This window comes from Candidatus Pelagibacter sp. HIMB1493 (assembly GCF_052047995.1).
In the GTDB taxonomy this organism is placed as follows: domain Bacteria; phylum Pseudomonadota; class Alphaproteobacteria; order Pelagibacterales; family Pelagibacteraceae; genus Pelagibacter.
This window is the reverse complement of record NZ_JBNAIP010000001.1, coordinates 82,282-99,450: the sequence shown is the minus strand read 5'-3', so window position 1 is coordinate 99,450 and position 17,169 is coordinate 82,282. Positions and strand designations below refer to the sequence as shown.

Here is a 17,169-nt window from a genome sequence, read left to right as displayed (position 1 = left end):
TATTCATTATCTTATTTTGGTATAGGTGCGAAATGAGTACCGATAATAACTCTAAAGGAATTGTTCTTATTATTATTGCAATGACTTTATTTGCAATGCAGGACTCATTGATCAAATTTATATTTGAAAAAGCTGCATTATATGAAATTTTTTTTGGTAGATACTTTGTTGCTGCAATTTTACTGTTTTGCTACATCAAATTTAAAAAACAAAAAGTTAGTTTAAAAACTCACTATCCAATATTAACTTTAGTAAGAGTAGTTTTACATTTTTTAGCTTTTTCTGCATTTTTTATTTCACTAACTTACATGCCGTTAGCAACAGCTAATGCACTTTTTTTCTCCTGTCCTTTTTTTGTTTCAATCTTTGCCAAATTTTTTTTAAAAGAATTTATTGGAATTAGAAGATGGTCTGCAATTGTATTTGGTTTTATTGGTGTGTTTATAGTTTTAGATCCAAATTTTTCAGATTTTGAATACAAAAGTCTGCTTCCTGTCGGATGTGCATTTTTTTATGCAGCCTCGATGACAATTACAAAATACACCTCTGATAAAGATGATGTAAATACTCAATTATTTTATTTCTATTTAATTGCGCTCATATTATGTGGAGTTATTTATCTGTTTATGGGCAATGGTCAGTTTAACAATTCTAATTTTGATCCAACAACTCAATTTATTTTTAGAGAATGGTTTTCTAATTTTGATTACACATGGAAATTTATATTATTTTTTGGTGTAGCAGCATCAATTGCTTTTCTTTGTATATTTTCCGCATACATAGTTGCCTCTCCATCGGTTGTTTCTTTATTTGAATACTCTCTAATTATAATGTCGATGATACCTGGGTATTTCCTATTTAATGAAATTCCATCTGGAAGAACATTTCTAGGTGTTGCCTGTATAATAGCAGCAGGAATATATATCTATTTAAGAGAAAGAGTTAGAGAGCAATACATTGCTACGGAAACACCAATTAGAAGATGACCAAAAAGTATATACCTACAATTAACATATCATCACTTATTAAAAATAATTTTGAGACCCAGAGTGCGTTAAAAACAATTAAAGAAATTGAGAAAGCTTGTGTAAATATAGGTTTTTTTCAAGTGACTGGACATGGTCTCAATTTGAAAGAAATTAATAAAATATGTGGAATAGGAAACAAGTTCTTCAATTTGTCAGACAGTAAAAAAAGGAAATTATCACCAAAAAAATGGAATAAAAAAAATAGCAATCTTTACAGAGGTTATTTTCCAAATGATGTAAATGGAAAAGAAGGTTTGGATATAGGAGATTTAAAAATTACCAAGAAATATTCTTCAAAAACTAGAAACCAATACATTGAATATTTAGATCTAAATAAATGTTTTAACAAAACTTCTATTAAGGCTTTGAATAAATATTTTGAAAATATTTACAATTTAAGTGAAACTTTATTTAAAAGTGTAATTAAATTAAATAAACTTGATCCAAATATTTCAAACAAAGCTTTTTCAAGGTTAAAAACTTTAAGTACTTTAAGATTTAATTATTATCCAAATCAAACAAGGCCAGTGGAGATATCAAAACAAGATGGAGTTGCACTTGGATGTGAAACGCATGTAGATAGTGGAATATTTACAGTTCTATATCAAAATAAAAAAGGTGGTCTTCAAGTACAGAATAGAAAAACGAAAAAATGGCATGATGTACCATTTAATAAAAAAGCTTTGGTGGTAAATACAGGAAGAGCTTTAGAGTTTTTAAGTAAAGGTAAATTTAAAGCCACAAATCACAGAGTGCTATGGAACAAAAGCAAGAGACTTTCCATTCCATTCTTCTTTGAGCCTTCTTATGACTTTAAAATGAATAAATCTTTCCTTAATTCAAAAAAATATTCTAATACAGGTCAGATTTACGAAAAATTTCTAAATCAATCTTTAAAAAAATTTATTGAATACCAACGTTAGAATAATCTAAGTCGTTGAAAATTTATTATTACATTTTATAAACAATTTAGTTTGATGTCTAAAGTATTTGATTTATTCATAATAGGTGGCGGTATAAATGGATCTGGTATTTCAAGAGATGCTTCTGGAAGAGGTTTGTCTGTATGTTTAGCAGATAAAGGAGAAATAGGAGGCGCAACTTCTTCTTGGTCAACAAAATTAATTCATGGTGGTCTTCGTTATCTAGAAAATTACGAATTTAAATTAGTAAGAGAGTCTCTTAAAGAAAGAGAAATTGTTTATAAAATTGCAAAACATATTTCAAAGCCAATTCCATTTATTATCCCTCATACTGATAAAATTAGACCAGCATGGTTAATTAAATTTGGTTTGCATTTGTATGATAATTTGGGTGGGAAAACTAGCATTCCAAAATCAAGAACATTAGATCTTAATAAAAAATTTCCTTATATTCTTAAAGAGAAATACAAAACTGGTTTTCAATATTACGATATTCAAATTGATGATAAAAAATTAACAAAACTAAATGCTAAAGATGCAAAAAGAAATAAAGCCAAAATACTAGAATACAACAAAGTTAAAAAAGCTGAAATTATTAATAATGAATGGGTCATTAGTCTTCAAAATAGAAAAAAAATAAAATCTAAAGTTTTAATCAATGCATCTGGACCATGGATAAATGAAACTTTGCATAAAAATATAAAAATAAAATCTAAAAATAAAATAAGATTAGTTAAAGGAAGTCACATCATTACTAAGAAATTATACAAAGAAGATGTTGCATTTACATTTCAAAATACAGATAAAAGAATAATTTTTGTAATTCCCTATAAAAAGAAATTTTCATTAATTGGAACAACTGAGGTGGAAGTTAAATCGCCAGAAAATACTGTAATATCAAAACAAGAAACTCAATACTTAATTCGGTCCGTGAATAATTATTTAAAAAAACAAATTAGCAAAAAAGATATAGTTGATACTTATTCAGGAATAAGACCTCTAATAGAGGATTTTAAAGAGGCCTCAAAAGTTACAAGAGATTATGTTTTTGATTTACAAATTGTAAAAAAATTGCCACTTTTAAACATTTATGGAGGAAAACTTACTACATATAGAAAGTTATCTGAGAAAGTCCTATTAGATCTTAAAAAGTTTTTACCCAAAACAAAAAAAGGCCCATGGACAGATAAAAAGAAGCTTTTTTAGATTTCCACTGCTATTAAAAAGTGATATCGTTATTTTATAAAGCGATACATAACTCGTCGTTAAAATCAAAGATTTACGAAAGTGGGATCGGTCGTCTTTAAATTAACTTTTAAAGGAGGCTTTATGAAATTTGGTTATTTTTGCAATACCACTAATTGGACACACAAACCATTTCATCAATTATTAGACGAAACTAAAGAAATCACAGAATATTGTGATCAAAATAATTGGAACTCTATTTGGTTTACTGAGCACCACTTTAATCATGAAGGAATGGAGTCATGCACTAACCCAATAATGATGGGAGTAGATGCGGCTGCAAGAACAAAAAATATTAGAATAGGACAAGCTGCAAATGTAATTACATTTCACAATCCTATAAGACTAGCAGAGGATATTGCTACGCTAGATCAACTTTCAAAAGGGAGAGTTGAGGTTGGTGTTGCTAGAGGAATTTATGGAAGAGAAGCAATCAATTTAAACAAAGAAGCTGATCTTAAAGACCAAGCAAAAAACTTCAGATTGTTTGCTGAAACACTTGAAGTGCTAAAAAAAGCATGGAGTGAAAAGTTTTTTAGTCATCAAGGTGAGTTTTATACATATCCTTCTCCAAATTATGTTTGGCAGCATGATATGAGTCCTCCAAGTGAAGAATTTATGAATATGGAAGATAACACGATGAAAAAAATTAGTGTTTTGCCACAACCTTTTCAGAAACCTTATCCTCCTATTCATCAAGTAGTTGATGGAATTAGATCTATTGAGTGGGCAGCTGAGAATAATATTAATATTATAATGTGGATACCAACAGTAAAAGCTCTAAAGGCAAAATTTGAAGCTTATAAAAATAAAAGATCTGAGGTAACCAAAAAAAATATTCCTTTAGGTGAAGGTGTATCTCTAGTTAGAGATATGTTTGTAGCTGATACAATGGAAGAAGCTAAAGAAAAAGCTGGTGAACACATGGTAAATTATATGCGTTGGGTTTGTCATTGGCGTGGTCTAGGCAATCATATGGATCCAGGTGAAGAACTTCCAGAAACTAAAGGTAAGCTAGATTTATTGAATTATGAATTTTTACACAAAAGAAATATGTTATTTGGAACGCCTGAATATGTGATTGATAAAATTCATGAATTAAAATCTGAATTAAATTTACAAAACCTGCAAGTTTGGTCAAACTTTCCTGGAGTAAAACATAAAGATTGCATGAAAAGTATTAAACTTTTTACAGAAAAAGTTATGCCTCATTTTCAAGATGATTTAGGAACTGAAGTTAAAAAAGTTTCGTGATCAATTCCAAAAAAAAAATAAGCGGTGGTCAAGCTGCCGTTAGAGCTCTTAAGAGAGAAAAAACTAAACACGTTTTTGGTTTAATAGGTTCTGCAACAATGGAAATGTTTGATGCTCTTTATCATGAAAAAAGTATAAAATTTATTGGAGTTAGAGACGAAAGAACAGGCACTCATATGGCTGATGGATATGCAAGAGCATCAAATAAGCATGGTGTAATTATTGCAGGTCAAAATGGACCAGGTGCAACAAATTTAGTAACTGGAGTAGCTCAAGCAAAAGCTGCTTTCTCTCCCGTAGTTGCAATTGCAGGTTCTTACTCAACAAAAGATAAAATGGAAGATGCTTTTCAGGGGTTAGATCAACAATCCTTATTTGCTCCAATTACAAAAAAGACTTGGACTGTAAAAAATTCTAAGATTGTTCCTAAAGTAATTGGCGATGCCTTTCATTTATCAATGAAACCAAGAAGAGGACCTGTTTGTATCAATCTTCCAAGAAACATATTGGCGGAAAAAAATAATTACAATATTAATTTAAATAAACCTTCGTTCTTAAGTGAAAGTAATCTTAAAGGAAATAAAGAGAGAATAAATAAAGCAACTAAATTGCTACTGAAATCAAAAAATCCGGCAATAATTGTTGGGGCTGGAATTAAATATAACTCAAAATATAGAGAAGTTATTAAATTGGCAGAATTGCTTAATGTTCCAATTGTTACAGCCGCAGGTCATGGAGATGCCATACCATTTAATCATAAATTAAATGCAGGGCAAATGGGACCAAGAGGCAATCCTGTTGCATCAAGATTAGTCAAAGAAGCAGATATTATTTTGGCTATCGGTACACGACTAGGATTTAATTCAACATTTTACTCTTATGAAAATATAAATAAAAAAGCAAAAATAATTCAAATTGAATTAGAAAAAAAAATGATTGGAAAGTATTTTCCAGTATCAATAGGAATTCATGCAGATGCTGCAACAGCAACTGTTCAATTATATAAAGAAATTAAAAAAGAAAAAATCAAATTAGATGTAAAAAAATGGACTGAATTGTATTTTAAAGAAAGAAAAGAATTTTTAAATAATAGAGAAAATGAAAATTTAGGAAAAAATTTTCCAATCCAACCAAAAGGTTTGTTTAAACAACTAAGACAAGTTTTACCTAAAAATTCAGCGATCACTTTAGATGCAGGAACCTTGTGCTTACAAGCAACAGACGCTTTAGAATACTATGATCCCCCTTCTTTATTTACACCCCTAGATTTTGGCCTAGTTGGTTTTTCATTCGCTTGTGGACTTGGTGTCAAAGTTGCAAAACCAAAAAAAACAGTTGTAAGTTTGATGGGCGATGGTGGTTTTGGAATGACTATTTCTGAATTAAGCACAGCTGTTGAATATGGAATAAATACAACAACTATAGTGATGAATAATCAAAGTTGGGGAGCCGAAAAAGCTTATCAAAAAGATTTTTTTGGTAAAAGATATTTAGGTGCTGATATAACAAGTCCATCTTTTGATAAAGTTGCTGAATTATATGGGGCAAAAGGATTTAAAGTTAAAAAAGTTTCTGAAATAAATGAAGCAGTTAGAGCTGCAATAAAAAGTAATAAACCTGCTGTGATAGATGTTGATGTAGATCCGAAAGCATTATACAGTTTTAGAAGAGATAGTTTTCAACATAGAATTAAAAAATGAAATTAGAGCTAAGAAAATTTTCAAAATTTGTAGACAAAACTTATATTGAAGGAGGCAAGGAAGCAAAAGAGCCTGTATTATTAGTATCTGTTGCTGCAGTTTTTAAAAATCCATGGCATGGTCAAGGATTTGTTGAGGACTTAAGACCAACAATTTTAGATCTGGCTCCTAAGTTAGGTGATTTACTTGTTCCAGAATTAATAAAAGAAATAGGATCTCCAGAAAAAATATTAGCATATGGTAAAGCAGGAGTAGTTGGACTGGATGGAGAAATAGAGCATGCATCTGCTTTTATTCACACTTTGAGATTTGGAAATAAATTTAGAGACGCTGTGGGAGGCACATCTTATTTAAGTTTTACAAATACAAGAGGACCAGCAGGATCAAAAATTTCTATTCCAATGATGCATAAAACTGACTCTGGGTTAAGACCTTATTATCTAACACATGAATTTACTATACATGATGCACCATTTAATGATGAGGTGGTAATTGCGATAGGTGGAGCATCTAGTGGGAGAGCACATGCTAGAACAGGTGATCGATATCAAGATATGAAAGAAATGGGTATTGAACCCAAATAAATCTTGATGACCACTGGAACTACTGCTTCTGGAACTTTTTACTCGTATAATAAGAAAGACCAAGAAATTCCAATTGTATTTGTTCATGGTGTAGGTTTAACCCACGAGATTTGGAAACCTCAATTAGATTTTTTTAATGATCATAGTACTCTTGCATATGATATTATTGGTCATGGAAAATCATCTTTAGATAAGGAAATAATTTCGTTTGATGACTTTTCGGATCAATTAATTGATTTAATTAACCACCTTAATATAAAAAAAATTCATTTGGTTGGTTTTTCAATAGGTTCTTTGATTGCGAGGAATTTTGCTATCAATCACAGTTCACATTTACAATCACTAACTCTTTTATGCTCAATATATAAAAGAACCGAAGAGCAACAAAAAATTGTAAATCAAAGATTTGAACAAGCAAAGAAAGATCTTAAATTGTCAAGACAAGCTCTTAAAAGATGGTTTACAGACAAGTATATTGAAAACCATCCAAGTATTTATGATAAAATTAGCTCTATTTTAGCAGCTAATAATATGGAGCATTTTCTGAAAGTTTATGAGCTGTTTGTAAAACATCAAAATGATGAGGATTTTAATAAAATTCAAAATCACACTTTAGTTATGACTGGAGAATATGACATAGGCTCTACAGTTAAAATGTCTCAAGAATTAAATGCTTTAATACCAAAAAGCCAATTAAAGATAATCAAGGATGGAAAACATCTTTGTGGTATTGAGTGTGCCGATGATGTAAATTTATCTCTTAACAATTTTATCAAAGAAAATGAGTAAACTTAAAAAATATCAAATGTATATTGATGGACAGTGGGTAGATGCTGAAAACAATAAAACATTTGAAACTTTAAATCCTGAAAATAATGAACCTTGGGCAATTGTTCCCGAAGCAAGTGCTAAAGATACTGATAAAGCAGTTAAAGCTGCACAAAAAGCATTCGAAGGTGAATGGCCTAAATTACTTCCTAAGGAAAGAGCAAAATTTTTAAGAGCTATTGGGGACCAGTTAAGAGAAAATGCAGAAATGCTTGGGGAAATAGAAACAATAGATACAGGAAAATTGTTTAGAGAAACAAAAAAGCAAGCAATCTATATTGCAGAATACTATGATTACTACGCAGGTTTAGCTGATAAAGTTGAAGGTACAGTTTTGCCAATTGATAAACCAAATATTCAAGCAATAACCACTAGAATACCGATAGGTGTGGTGGCAGCTATTATTCCTTGGAACTCGCAAATGTTTTTAACTGCTACTAAATTAGCTCCAGCACTTGCAATGGGAAATACTGTTGTAATTAAATCATCAGAACTAGCACCTGCGGTATTATTTGAATTTGCCAAATTAATTGAAAAAACTGGGATACCCAAAGGAGTAGTAAATGTCATAACTGGATTTGGAGACCCATGTGGAAAAACTTTAACAACGCATGATTTAGTTGAAAAAATTGCTTTCACAGGTGGACCAGAAACCGCAAGACATATAATTAAAAATTCAGCAGAAAATCTTTCTGAAGTAAGTTTAGAACTTGGAGGAAAAAGTCCAGTGGCTGTTTTTGATGATGCCGAGCAAGAAAATGCAATTAATGGAATTACAGCAGGAATTTTTGGAGCAAGTGGTCAAAGTTGTATAGCTGGTTCAAGACTTTATATTCAAAAAGGTATCTATGACGAATTTTTAAACAAACTTTCTGAAAGAGCTTCTAAAATTAAAATAGGAGCACCTATGGATCCTGAAACTGAAATGGGCCCATTGAGTAATTTTAAACAATTAGAAACAATAGAAAAAAATATTAAAGAAACTATTGATCAAGGTGGAAAAATTAAATGTGGTGGTGAGAGACATTCTTTTTCAAATAAAGGTTATTACTTTCCACCGACTATAATTGAATGTGATAATCATAATTTACCTGTTGCAGAAAATGAATTATTTGGACCTGTTTTATCTGTAATGAAATTTGATACTGAAGAAGAAGTTATCTCAAAAATGAATGACAATCAGTATGGATTATCTTCTGGAGTATATACCAGCAATTTATCTAGAGGTATGAGAGTATCAAAAGCAATTAGAGCTGGAATAACATTTGTTAATACTTACAGATTAATTTCACCGTCAGCTCCATTTGGAGGTATCAAGGATAGTGGATACGGTAAAGAGGCAGGAATTGACTCAATTAAAGATTATACAAGAGTAAAAACAACTTGGTTCTACACATCAGATGAACCATCTTTAGACCCGTTCTCTATTAGATAATAGTTTAAAATAAGCCAATTTTGTCATTGAATATTCAGATTATTCATACTTAAATTAAATTTTATAAATTGTTAACAATAATGAGGAAGATAATGAGAAAACTATTTATCGCTGCATTTATGTTTGTATCAAGCTTTGGTTCAAACGTTATGGCAGACGGACATTCGATCAAAATGGGAATCATTTTAGGATTTACAGGTCCTATTGAATCTCTTACTCCAGCTATGGCTGCATCTGCAGAGCTTGCATTTAAAGAAGCTTCAGATTCAGGTTCATTACTTGGTGGAAAAAAAATTGAAGCAATGAGAGCAGACTCAACTTGTGTTGACTCAGCAGCAGCAACAGCGGCAGCTGAAGGTTTAATTTCAGGTGGTGTAGCTGCAATTATGGGAGCTGACTGTTCAGGTGTAACAGGTGCTATTGCAACAAATGTTGCTGTACCAAACGGTGTTGTAATGATTTCACCTTCAGCAACCTCTCCAGGATTAACTACTCTAGATGATAATGGATATTTCTTTAGAACTGCTCCATCAGATGCTAGAGGTGGTCAAATTTTAGCTGACATTACTAAAGACAGAAAAGTAAAAAGCATTGCAATAACTTATACTAACAATGACTATGGAAAAGGTTTAGCTGATGTTTACAAAGCAGCAGTTGAAGCTCATGGTATTAAAGTTACAACTGTAACTGCTCATGAAGATGGTAAAGCAGATTACTCATCAGAAGTAGCAACTCTTGCTTCTGCTGGTGGTGATGCTGTAGCAGTTATTGGTTATCTTGACCAAGGAGGAAAAGGAATTATTCAGGCTTCTTTAGACTCTGGTGCGTTTGATACTTTCGTATTATCAGATGGTATGATTGGTCAATCATTAGTTGATGCATTTGGTAAAGACTTGAGCAAATCATTTGGATCTCTACCAGGTTCTACTGGTAAAGGTGCTGGTGTATTTGCAGAAGTTGCAAAAGCTGGTGGTATAGATTCATCTGGTCCTTACACTGGAGAGTCTTACGATGCAGCTGCTTTAATCGTTCTTGCAATGCAAGCAGGTAATTCTGCTGACAGAGCATCTATTGCAAAAAATGTAATGGATGTTGCTAACGCTCCTGGTACTAAAATCTACCCAGGTGAATTAAAGAAAGGTTTAGACTTACTAGCAAAAGGTAAAAAGATAAATTACGAAGGTGCTACTGGAGTATCTTTTACTGAAGTTGGTGAAGCTGAAGGTTCTTTCTTAGAGCAAGAAGTTAAAGGTGGAAAATTCAAAACTAAAAAACAAAGATAATTTAAATCTTATTTTAAAAAGCCCTGGTAAATTAGTTTGCTGGGGCTTTTTTTATATCTGCTCTCAAAATTACAAATAAAATAATTATCAAAAAAGGAATGCACATAAAATTTACTATTTTCCAACTCAACAATGAAATTAAAATTCCTGCTGATAAACTTCCAATTGCTGTAGCAGAAAAAACTATTAGATCATTAAATCCTTGGGCTTTAAATTTTTCTTGCTCATTATAAGTGGTAACTAACAAGCTGGTTCCTGAGATATATAGAAAATTCCATCCTATACCTAAAAATATCAACGAGGCAAAATAATTTATAAAAGTTGGTTCAAATAAGCTTAATGATATTGTCAAAGCATAAAAAAAAACTCCCATGTACATTATATTTGAAAAACCAAATCTCTTTATTAGGTTACCTGTGAACAATGATGGGAGAAACATTCCAAGTACGTGAAATTGGATAACCAGTCCAACTTTGTCTACACTTAATTTATGGACATAATGCATACTAATTGGAGTAGCTGTCATTAAAAATGCCATAACCACATAACCAAAAGTAGCAGCTACCATTGCTTGTAAAAATTTTGGATCAGAGACAAATTCTTTGTAAGTCCTAACATTGGAATATGTTGAATTATTTTTATTAGTAATTTTTGAATTTTTATAAAAACTTAAAAAAATTGCAGGCATTATAGTAAGACATGCTAATGCGATATACGATCCAACATAAACATGATCACTAATTAAATCTTTTGTTTTATTTGCTAAAGTAATTCCTATAAATGCTGAAACAATTCCAGCTAACAAAAGCATAGAAACTGCCTTGGGTGCTTTATCTTTTTCAACTGTTTCAGCTGCTGCAAATCTATACTGATGAATGAAAGCCATTCCAGTACCAAGTAAAAAACAAGAAAATGAAAATATTATGAAGCTATTAATAAAGATTGAGTAAGCAGCAAGTAAACAAGCTAATGAGCTACCTATAGATGCCAAAACAAAACCTAAACGTCTGCCAATAATTGACATAACTTTTGCAGCAAAAATAGTAGAGATTGCTATACCAACTACATAAATTGAAGGAGGAAAAGTAGCTAATGATTTAATAGTTGAAAGCTGACTTCCAATTATTCCACTTAAAAAAACTGTTACATTGGCTGCTGTAAAACCAAAAACTTGGCTTGAAATAAGAAGCGAAAGATTTCTGTTCATTAAAACATATACTTGTCAGCCATATACATAGCCCAAGCAATTGCAGCACCTAAAATAATATATTTCATTTTTAATTATTTTATTTCTATTTTTTCTGGAAGTATACCTTTAGGACGGTACCTCATTATGAATAACAAGCCTAATCCCATCAATAAAAATCTAAAATAAGGAACACTTTCAATAAGATGAGCTTTGATAGCGTTTGTTTCAGGAATGCCTAATGTAAAGAAGTTAATTAAAAACATTGAAATTGGTGCTGCTTCAATCCATAAAAACCATACAACAAAGCCACCTAAAATTGCGCCAAAGTTGTTTCCACTTCCTCCAACAATTACCATTACCCAAATTAAGAATGTATATCTCATTGGTCTATAACTTCCTGGTGTAAATAATCCATCCTGAGTTACTAGCATTGCACCTGCAATTCCAACAATTGCTGAACCTAAAATAAATATTAGCAAATGTTGTTTCACAACATTTTTACCCATTGCATTTGCTGCTTCTTCATTATCTCTTATTGCTCTCATCATTCTTCCCCATGGAGAATAAAGAGCTTTCTGCGTAAGAATTAAAAGTATTATAACGACAACTAAAAATAAACCTGAGTAACAAAGTTTAACAAATATTGAAGAGCCTTCTATTACGAATTGATTTAAAGCTGCTTGTCTTTCAGATAAATCAGTAATTAGATCTAACTTACTAGATTTAAACTTTTCTACTAAATTTATAAACCAATCAGTGGTCTGCAGATTGACCTCATATGGTGCTGGCCTCTTTAAGCCAATAACATTTTTAACACCTCTAGTTAACCAGTCTTCATGCTTAATTATTGCTATTACAATTTCTGAAATCAATAATGTTGCAATTGCTAGATAATCAGCTCTTAAACCTAAAGCAACTTTTCCAACTATGAAAGCTAAACCTCCAGCAAATAACGCACCTACTATCCAGGAAAAAATGATAGGTAAACCAAACCCTCCAAGAAAACCAGTTGTTGCAGGATTTACAGCTTCAATTTTTTCAATACCTGGTTCTGCTGTAACTCTGATAATTATGATAGCTGCAATAATTAGAGCTACAATACTGTAAGTTCTTAATTTTGATTTCTCAAAGTTTTTCAAAATAAATCTGATAACTAAAACCATTACAATGATGAGCCATAAGCACATTAAAATATCAAATCCACCAGCTCTCCATGCTTCTTGAACAGGATCAACTGAAATTATTACTGCAGCGAGACCTCCTAAAGCAGTGTATCCCATTATTCCAAAATTTATTAAACCAGCATAACCCCATTGTATGTTTGCACCCATAGTCATAACTGCTGAAATTAAACAAAGATTAAATATGGATAATGCAATATTCCATGATTGAAAAATTCCAACTAATAGGATCAGAACCATCATGATACTGTACGCTGCAATAACGTTTAAATTTTTTCTCACAATACTTTCCCTTTGAATATTCCTGATGGTCTATAAAGTAAAACAATCACCAGGATTGAAAATGAAACTGCAAATTTGTAATCTGTCGAAAGTAATTGAACTAAGCCCTCTGGCTCCATACTTTCAGGTAATATATACATAAAAAATTTCTTATATGCATAAGTTAATAAAATTTCTGAAAAAGCAATCACATAGCCACCCAAAAATGCACCAAAAGGATTTCCAATTCCTCCAACAATTGCTGCAGCAAAAATAGGAAGCATATTATTAAAATAAGTGAAAGGTTTAAAACTTTTATCTAAACCGTACAGAGCTCCTCCAATAGTAGCTAAAATTCCTGCAATTACCCAAGTTACCAATACTATTTTTTTAGGATCTATACCTGAAAGCAAAGCAAGATCTTCGTTATCAGAGTAAGCTTTCATGCTTTTTCCTGTTTTAGTTTTATTTAAAAACCAGAATAATAAAGAGACTAAGATTATTGTAACAAAAATAGTAATCACCTGAGTAGATTTAAGTGCAAGTCCTTCATTTAAACCTGTCATTTCTTTAAATTCTCTAGCCTTGATAATAAATTTTTCTCCATCAAAAAATCTTCTATCTCCTGGACCTATTATAATTCTAACAACTGCTTGGGTCACAAACATCACACCGATACTAACCATAGCAAACTGAACTGGAGGACTTTTTTGAGTTCTGTAATACTTAAAAACAAATTTATCGATTGTAAGCATGTATAAAATCATAAAAAAAATACCAAATGGAAGTGCAATTAAAGCTGTAGGCAGAACTCCAAGAGAAATGCCCAAAGATTGAAAATACCAAGTGAATAAAATTGTCATCATGGTTCCAAATGACATCATGTCTCCAGTTGCAAAATTAGCAAATCTTAGAATTCCATAAATTAAAGTAACAAAAATTGCACCCAGGGCTAATTGAGAACCATAAGTAAGTCCTGGAATAAAAATATAATTTAGTAAAAGAATTATTGCATTAATAAGATCCATACTATCCTCCTAAGAAAGAGCTTCTTACTCTTGGATCGTTCAATAATTCTTTACCAGTCCCTGAATAACGATTTTCTCCAGTAACTAAAACATAGCCTCTATCAGAAATGTTTAATGCTTGTTTAGCATTTTGCTCTACCATTAAAATAGCAACATTAGTTCTTTTTACTTTAACGATATGATCAAACAATTCATCCATAACAATTGGTGATACCCCTGCAGTTGGTTCATCTAACATTAATACTGTCGGTTTAATCATTAACGCTCTTCCAAGTGCAACTTGTTGTCTTTGACCACCAGATAATTCACCTACCATTTGGTTTCTTTTTTCTCTAAGGATTGGAAATAATTCATAAATCTCCTCAATAATATTCTTTATCTCAGAGTTTACTAAAAAGGCCCCCATTTCTAAATTTTCCTCAACTGTCATTCCCGCAAAAATATTTTTGGTTTGAGGAACAAATGAAATTCCTTGTTTAACTCGATCTTGTGGAGAAAGTTTTGAAATATCTTTACCATCAATTTTAACCGATCCAGATTTTAAATTTAATAAGCCTAACATTGCTTTCATAGCTGTAGATTTTCCAGCACCATTAGGTCCTAGGATAGAAACAATTTCTCCTTTGTTTACTTCGACAGAACAAGAATTAATTATATCTGGTCCATTTCCATAACCACCAGTCATCTCTATTCCTTCAAAATATGCCATTAAACTTCATCCTTTAATTTTGATCCTCTGCCAAGATAACTTTCTATTACCTTTTCATCTTTTTTAGCTTCATCAACTGTACCTTCAAATAAAACTGACCCTTCAGCCATAACAATTACAGGATCACACAATCTTCCTATAAAATCCATGTCATGCTCAATCATACAAAAAGTATAACCTTTTTCTTTATTTAGCTTTTCGATTGCAGTGCCGAGATCTTTTAATAAAGTTCTATTTACTCCTGCCCCTACTTCATCCAATAATACTAATTTTGCATCAACCATCATAGTTCTTCCAAGTTCTAACAATTTTTTTTGACCTCCAGAAAGATTTCCTGCAAGCTCATTTGACAAATGCCCTAGATTTAAGAATTCAACTACTTCTTTTGCTTTTTCTTTAACTTCTGCCTCCTCTTTTGCAACTAACCCTGGCTTAAATAATGCTGTCATTAGCTTTTCGCCTGATTGATTTCCTGGGACCATCATTAAGTTTTCCAAAACAGATAAATTTGAAAACTCATGTGCTATTTGAAAAGTTCTAAGTAAACCTTTTGAGAATAATTCATAAGATGGAACATCTGTGATATTTTCTTCTTCAAAGATTACAGTCCCACTTGAAGATTTTAAATTTCCAGCAATTAAATTAAATAAAGTTGTTTTACCAGATCCATTTGGACCAATTATGCCTGTGATAGTTCCTCTTTTAACTTTAATAGAACAATCAGAAACCGCCGCAAGTCCTCCAAAGTATTTTGATAAATTATCTATCTCTAAGATATTTTCAGACATTTATTTATCTAATCTTTTGTAAATACTATTTAAAGTTTTCTCTAATGATTTATAAAAACCAGCTTTTGTCAATTCATTGACACCCTGCTCGTTTAATCCCTTAGGTGTTTGCGATTCTTTAACTAACTCTCTTAAGTTTTCTTTAGAATGTATAACAGCATCTTCTGACAAAGCTAAAAATAAAGAAGTAATATATTTTTGAGCATTATTTCTTTTTACCCCTTTTTTAACTAACCAATCAGACATTACTCTTTGCATTTCATAAAAAGGTGCCATCATTCCAGAAGTAGACCAAAAGTTTATTGAAGATTTTTCATTTTTGATTTCTACAGTAGTTCCTAAATGATTAAAAAAAGCTTTTACTTTTGAATTTGGAGGACAAATTGGAACTGGTCCTTTCTTTAATGATATTGGTGGCAAAGGAATTGCTCTTACTATTTTTGCTTTTACTTTAATGGCCTTTTTTAGCTGTGATAGAGTAATTGTAGATATAAAGCTAACAATTGTTTGACTAGACTTAAATTTTAAATCTTTAATTATCTTCTCTCCCACCGTAGGTGTAATAGATAAAAATACCCAAGTAGATTCATCAACAATTTGTTGATTATCTTTAGCAATAACTATTTTTTTGAACTTTTTTTTTAAACTTTTGGCAATCTGCTTATTCCTTGGAGAAATTATTATTTTTTTATATTTAAGGTTAGATTTACAAATTCCAGTTATTACTGAAGATGCAATTTTACCCGTACCAATAAAACCTAAAATCATAATATTTTGATTACTTTATATTGATTATATTGAATTAATTAACAAAAAAAGAACCTCTAATACGCAACAATTCTCTGCTTAATTCTTTATTTTCTTTGAAGGGTTTTCTTCCATGAAGCCAAAAATAATTGTTTGCAATTATAGAACAACCAACCGGTAGCTTTGTAATTACTTTATTTTCACTTCCTTCCAGAGCATCAGATAATCTCTGTAAAAAATTACCCTGTTCCATGTTTTTTGGTTCAGGAAATTGGTCGATATATGAAATATGTGGTCTTCCTTTATCATCTGAAGAAAAAACTGGATGCTCAACTTTATAATCTACATTTTTACTCTCAGGTGAGCTCCAAAGAAAATCTTGTTTACCCACAGGATCATTTGATAGTTCTTTGCAATGTTCCCAATCATCTAAATGCAACATCGCAGTCTCTCCACCCTCTACATTTTCTTCTTCTAACTTTGTCATAATTAACCAATCAGTAATTTCTTTAACATAAGTTCCATCTGTATGAAGATCCATATTACGGTAAGCTTTTCTTAAATAAGAGTCACTCCCGTCTTCGTGTTTAACATGAAAACGAGCATAGTATTTTCCTGCCATTGAATCATGGTTAGGATTTCCAATTAAATAGGCAATAGCTGTTGATAATTTTACTAAAAATTTATCATTAATTTTTGGTGAAATATTTTTTGGTCCAATTATAAAACAACCAGTTGAACGATCTCTAATTATTGAGTTCATTAGTTTACTAAGTTTATTTTCTGTTAAATCATCTAAACTTTTTGCTATTGTAAACCTTGTAAAAGGCTTTAGTTCTAAAGCTGTTAAGTCGAATTTATTAAATGGAAAAACTAATTTCTTAATAATCTCATCAGTAATTTTAATATTTAAAATTCTTTTTGATTTATCATGTTCTTGAATTTCTAAACCTGGTATTTTTTCCATAAGAAACCTTAAGTTAACT

At 31.1% G+C, this 17,169-nt stretch carries 16 protein-coding genes; 9 read left to right on the top strand and 7 right to left on the bottom strand.

Features of this window, described 5'->3' with window-relative positions:
- Positions 1-32: 32 nt before the first annotated feature.
- The 9 genes from ACTTBK_RS00545 to ACTTBK_RS00505 all read left to right on the top strand — a co-directional run bounded on the left by ACTTBK_RS00545 (position 33) and on the right by ACTTBK_RS00505 (position 10,280).
- On the top strand, positions 33-986 hold the full coding sequence (locus ACTTBK_RS00545) for a DMT family transporter (protein WP_440618120.1): 954 nt from the start codon (positions 33-35) through the stop codon (positions 984-986).
- The gene (locus ACTTBK_RS00540) at positions 983-1,951 is read left to right on the top strand and encodes a 2OG-Fe(II) oxygenase family protein (protein WP_440618119.1); all 969 of its coding nucleotides are present in this window, start codon (positions 983-985) and stop codon (positions 1,949-1,951) included. Before ACTTBK_RS00545 ends, ACTTBK_RS00540 begins: the two co-directional genes overlap by 4 nt.
- Positions 1,952-2,005: 54 nt before the next feature.
- Positions 2,006-3,157 carry a glycerol-3-phosphate dehydrogenase gene (gene glpD / locus ACTTBK_RS00535; protein WP_440618118.1) on the top strand — a complete coding sequence of 384 codons (1,152 nt, stop codon included), beginning with the start codon at positions 2,006-2,008 and terminating at the stop codon, positions 3,155-3,157.
- Positions 3,158-3,280: 123 nt separating this feature from the next.
- Positions 3,281-4,450, top strand: coding sequence for an LLM class flavin-dependent oxidoreductase (locus tag ACTTBK_RS00530; protein WP_440618117.1), 1,170 nt, complete (start codon positions 3,281-3,283; stop codon positions 4,448-4,450).
- Complete coding sequence (locus tag ACTTBK_RS00525) at positions 4,447-6,150, top strand: thiamine pyrophosphate-binding protein (RefSeq protein ID WP_440618116.1); 1,704 nt, start codon at positions 4,447-4,449, stop codon at positions 6,148-6,150. Before ACTTBK_RS00530 ends, ACTTBK_RS00525 begins: the two co-directional genes overlap by 4 nt.
- The gene (locus ACTTBK_RS00520) at positions 6,147-6,734 is read left to right on the top strand and encodes an amino acid synthesis family protein (protein ID WP_440618115.1); all 588 of its coding nucleotides are present in this window, start codon (positions 6,147-6,149) and stop codon (positions 6,732-6,734) included. Before ACTTBK_RS00525 ends, ACTTBK_RS00520 begins: the two co-directional genes overlap by 4 nt.
- A gap of 6 nt (positions 6,735-6,740) precedes the next feature.
- Positions 6,741-7,523 carry an alpha/beta fold hydrolase gene (locus tag ACTTBK_RS00515; RefSeq protein WP_440618114.1) on the top strand — a complete coding sequence of 261 codons (783 nt, stop codon included), beginning with the start codon at positions 6,741-6,743 and terminating at the stop codon, positions 7,521-7,523.
- Positions 7,516-8,997 carry an aldehyde dehydrogenase gene (locus ACTTBK_RS00510; RefSeq protein ID WP_440618113.1) on the top strand — a complete coding sequence of 494 codons (1,482 nt, stop codon included), beginning with the start codon at positions 7,516-7,518 and terminating at the stop codon, positions 8,995-8,997. Before ACTTBK_RS00515 ends, ACTTBK_RS00510 begins: the two co-directional genes overlap by 8 nt.
- 92 nt (positions 8,998-9,089) lie before the next feature.
- The gene (locus tag ACTTBK_RS00505) at positions 9,090-10,280 is read left to right on the top strand and encodes an ABC transporter substrate-binding protein (RefSeq protein ID WP_440618112.1); all 1,191 of its coding nucleotides are present in this window, start codon (positions 9,090-9,092) and stop codon (positions 10,278-10,280) included.
- Positions 10,281-10,311: 31 nt separating this feature from the next.
- Here the strand turns inward: ACTTBK_RS00505 and ACTTBK_RS00500 are convergent, their stop codons facing one another.
- The 7 genes from ACTTBK_RS00500 to glaH all read right to left on the bottom strand — a co-directional run bounded on the left by ACTTBK_RS00500 (position 10,312) and on the right by glaH (position 17,150).
- On the bottom strand, positions 10,312-11,487 hold the full coding sequence (locus ACTTBK_RS00500) for an MFS transporter (protein ID WP_440618111.1): 1,176 nt from the start codon (positions 11,485-11,487) through the stop codon (positions 10,312-10,314).
- A gap of 74 nt (positions 11,488-11,561) precedes the next feature.
- The gene (locus tag ACTTBK_RS00495; protein ID WP_440619471.1) at positions 11,562-12,893 is read right to left on the bottom strand and encodes a branched-chain amino acid ABC transporter permease; all 1,332 of its coding nucleotides are present in this window, start codon (positions 12,891-12,893) and stop codon (positions 11,562-11,564) included.
- 35 nt (positions 12,894-12,928) lie between these two features.
- Positions 12,929-13,939: a branched-chain amino acid ABC transporter permease gene (locus ACTTBK_RS00490; RefSeq protein ID WP_440618110.1), complete on the bottom strand. Its 1,011-nt coding sequence runs from the start codon at positions 13,937-13,939 to the stop codon at positions 12,929-12,931.
- A gap of 1 nt (position 13,940) precedes the next feature.
- A complete protein-coding gene (locus ACTTBK_RS00485; RefSeq protein ID WP_440618109.1) occupies positions 13,941-14,648 on the bottom strand; it encodes an ABC transporter ATP-binding protein in 708 nt (235 codons plus the stop codon).
- Positions 14,648-15,436 (bottom strand): ABC transporter ATP-binding protein, encoded by a 789-nt coding sequence (locus ACTTBK_RS00480; protein ID WP_440618108.1) that lies wholly within the window; start codon positions 15,434-15,436, stop codon positions 14,648-14,650. The genes ACTTBK_RS00485 and ACTTBK_RS00480 overlap by 1 nt, the downstream gene beginning before the upstream one ends.
- Complete coding sequence (locus ACTTBK_RS00475; RefSeq protein WP_440618107.1) at positions 15,437-16,204, bottom strand: pyrroline-5-carboxylate reductase; 768 nt, start codon at positions 16,202-16,204, stop codon at positions 15,437-15,439. It abuts the gene before it with no gap.
- A gap of 34 nt (positions 16,205-16,238) precedes the next feature.
- Positions 16,239-17,150 (bottom strand): glutarate dioxygenase GlaH, encoded by a 912-nt coding sequence (gene glaH, locus ACTTBK_RS00470; protein WP_440618106.1) that lies wholly within the window; start codon positions 17,148-17,150, stop codon positions 16,239-16,241.
- Positions 17,151-17,169: the final 19 nt, after the last annotated feature.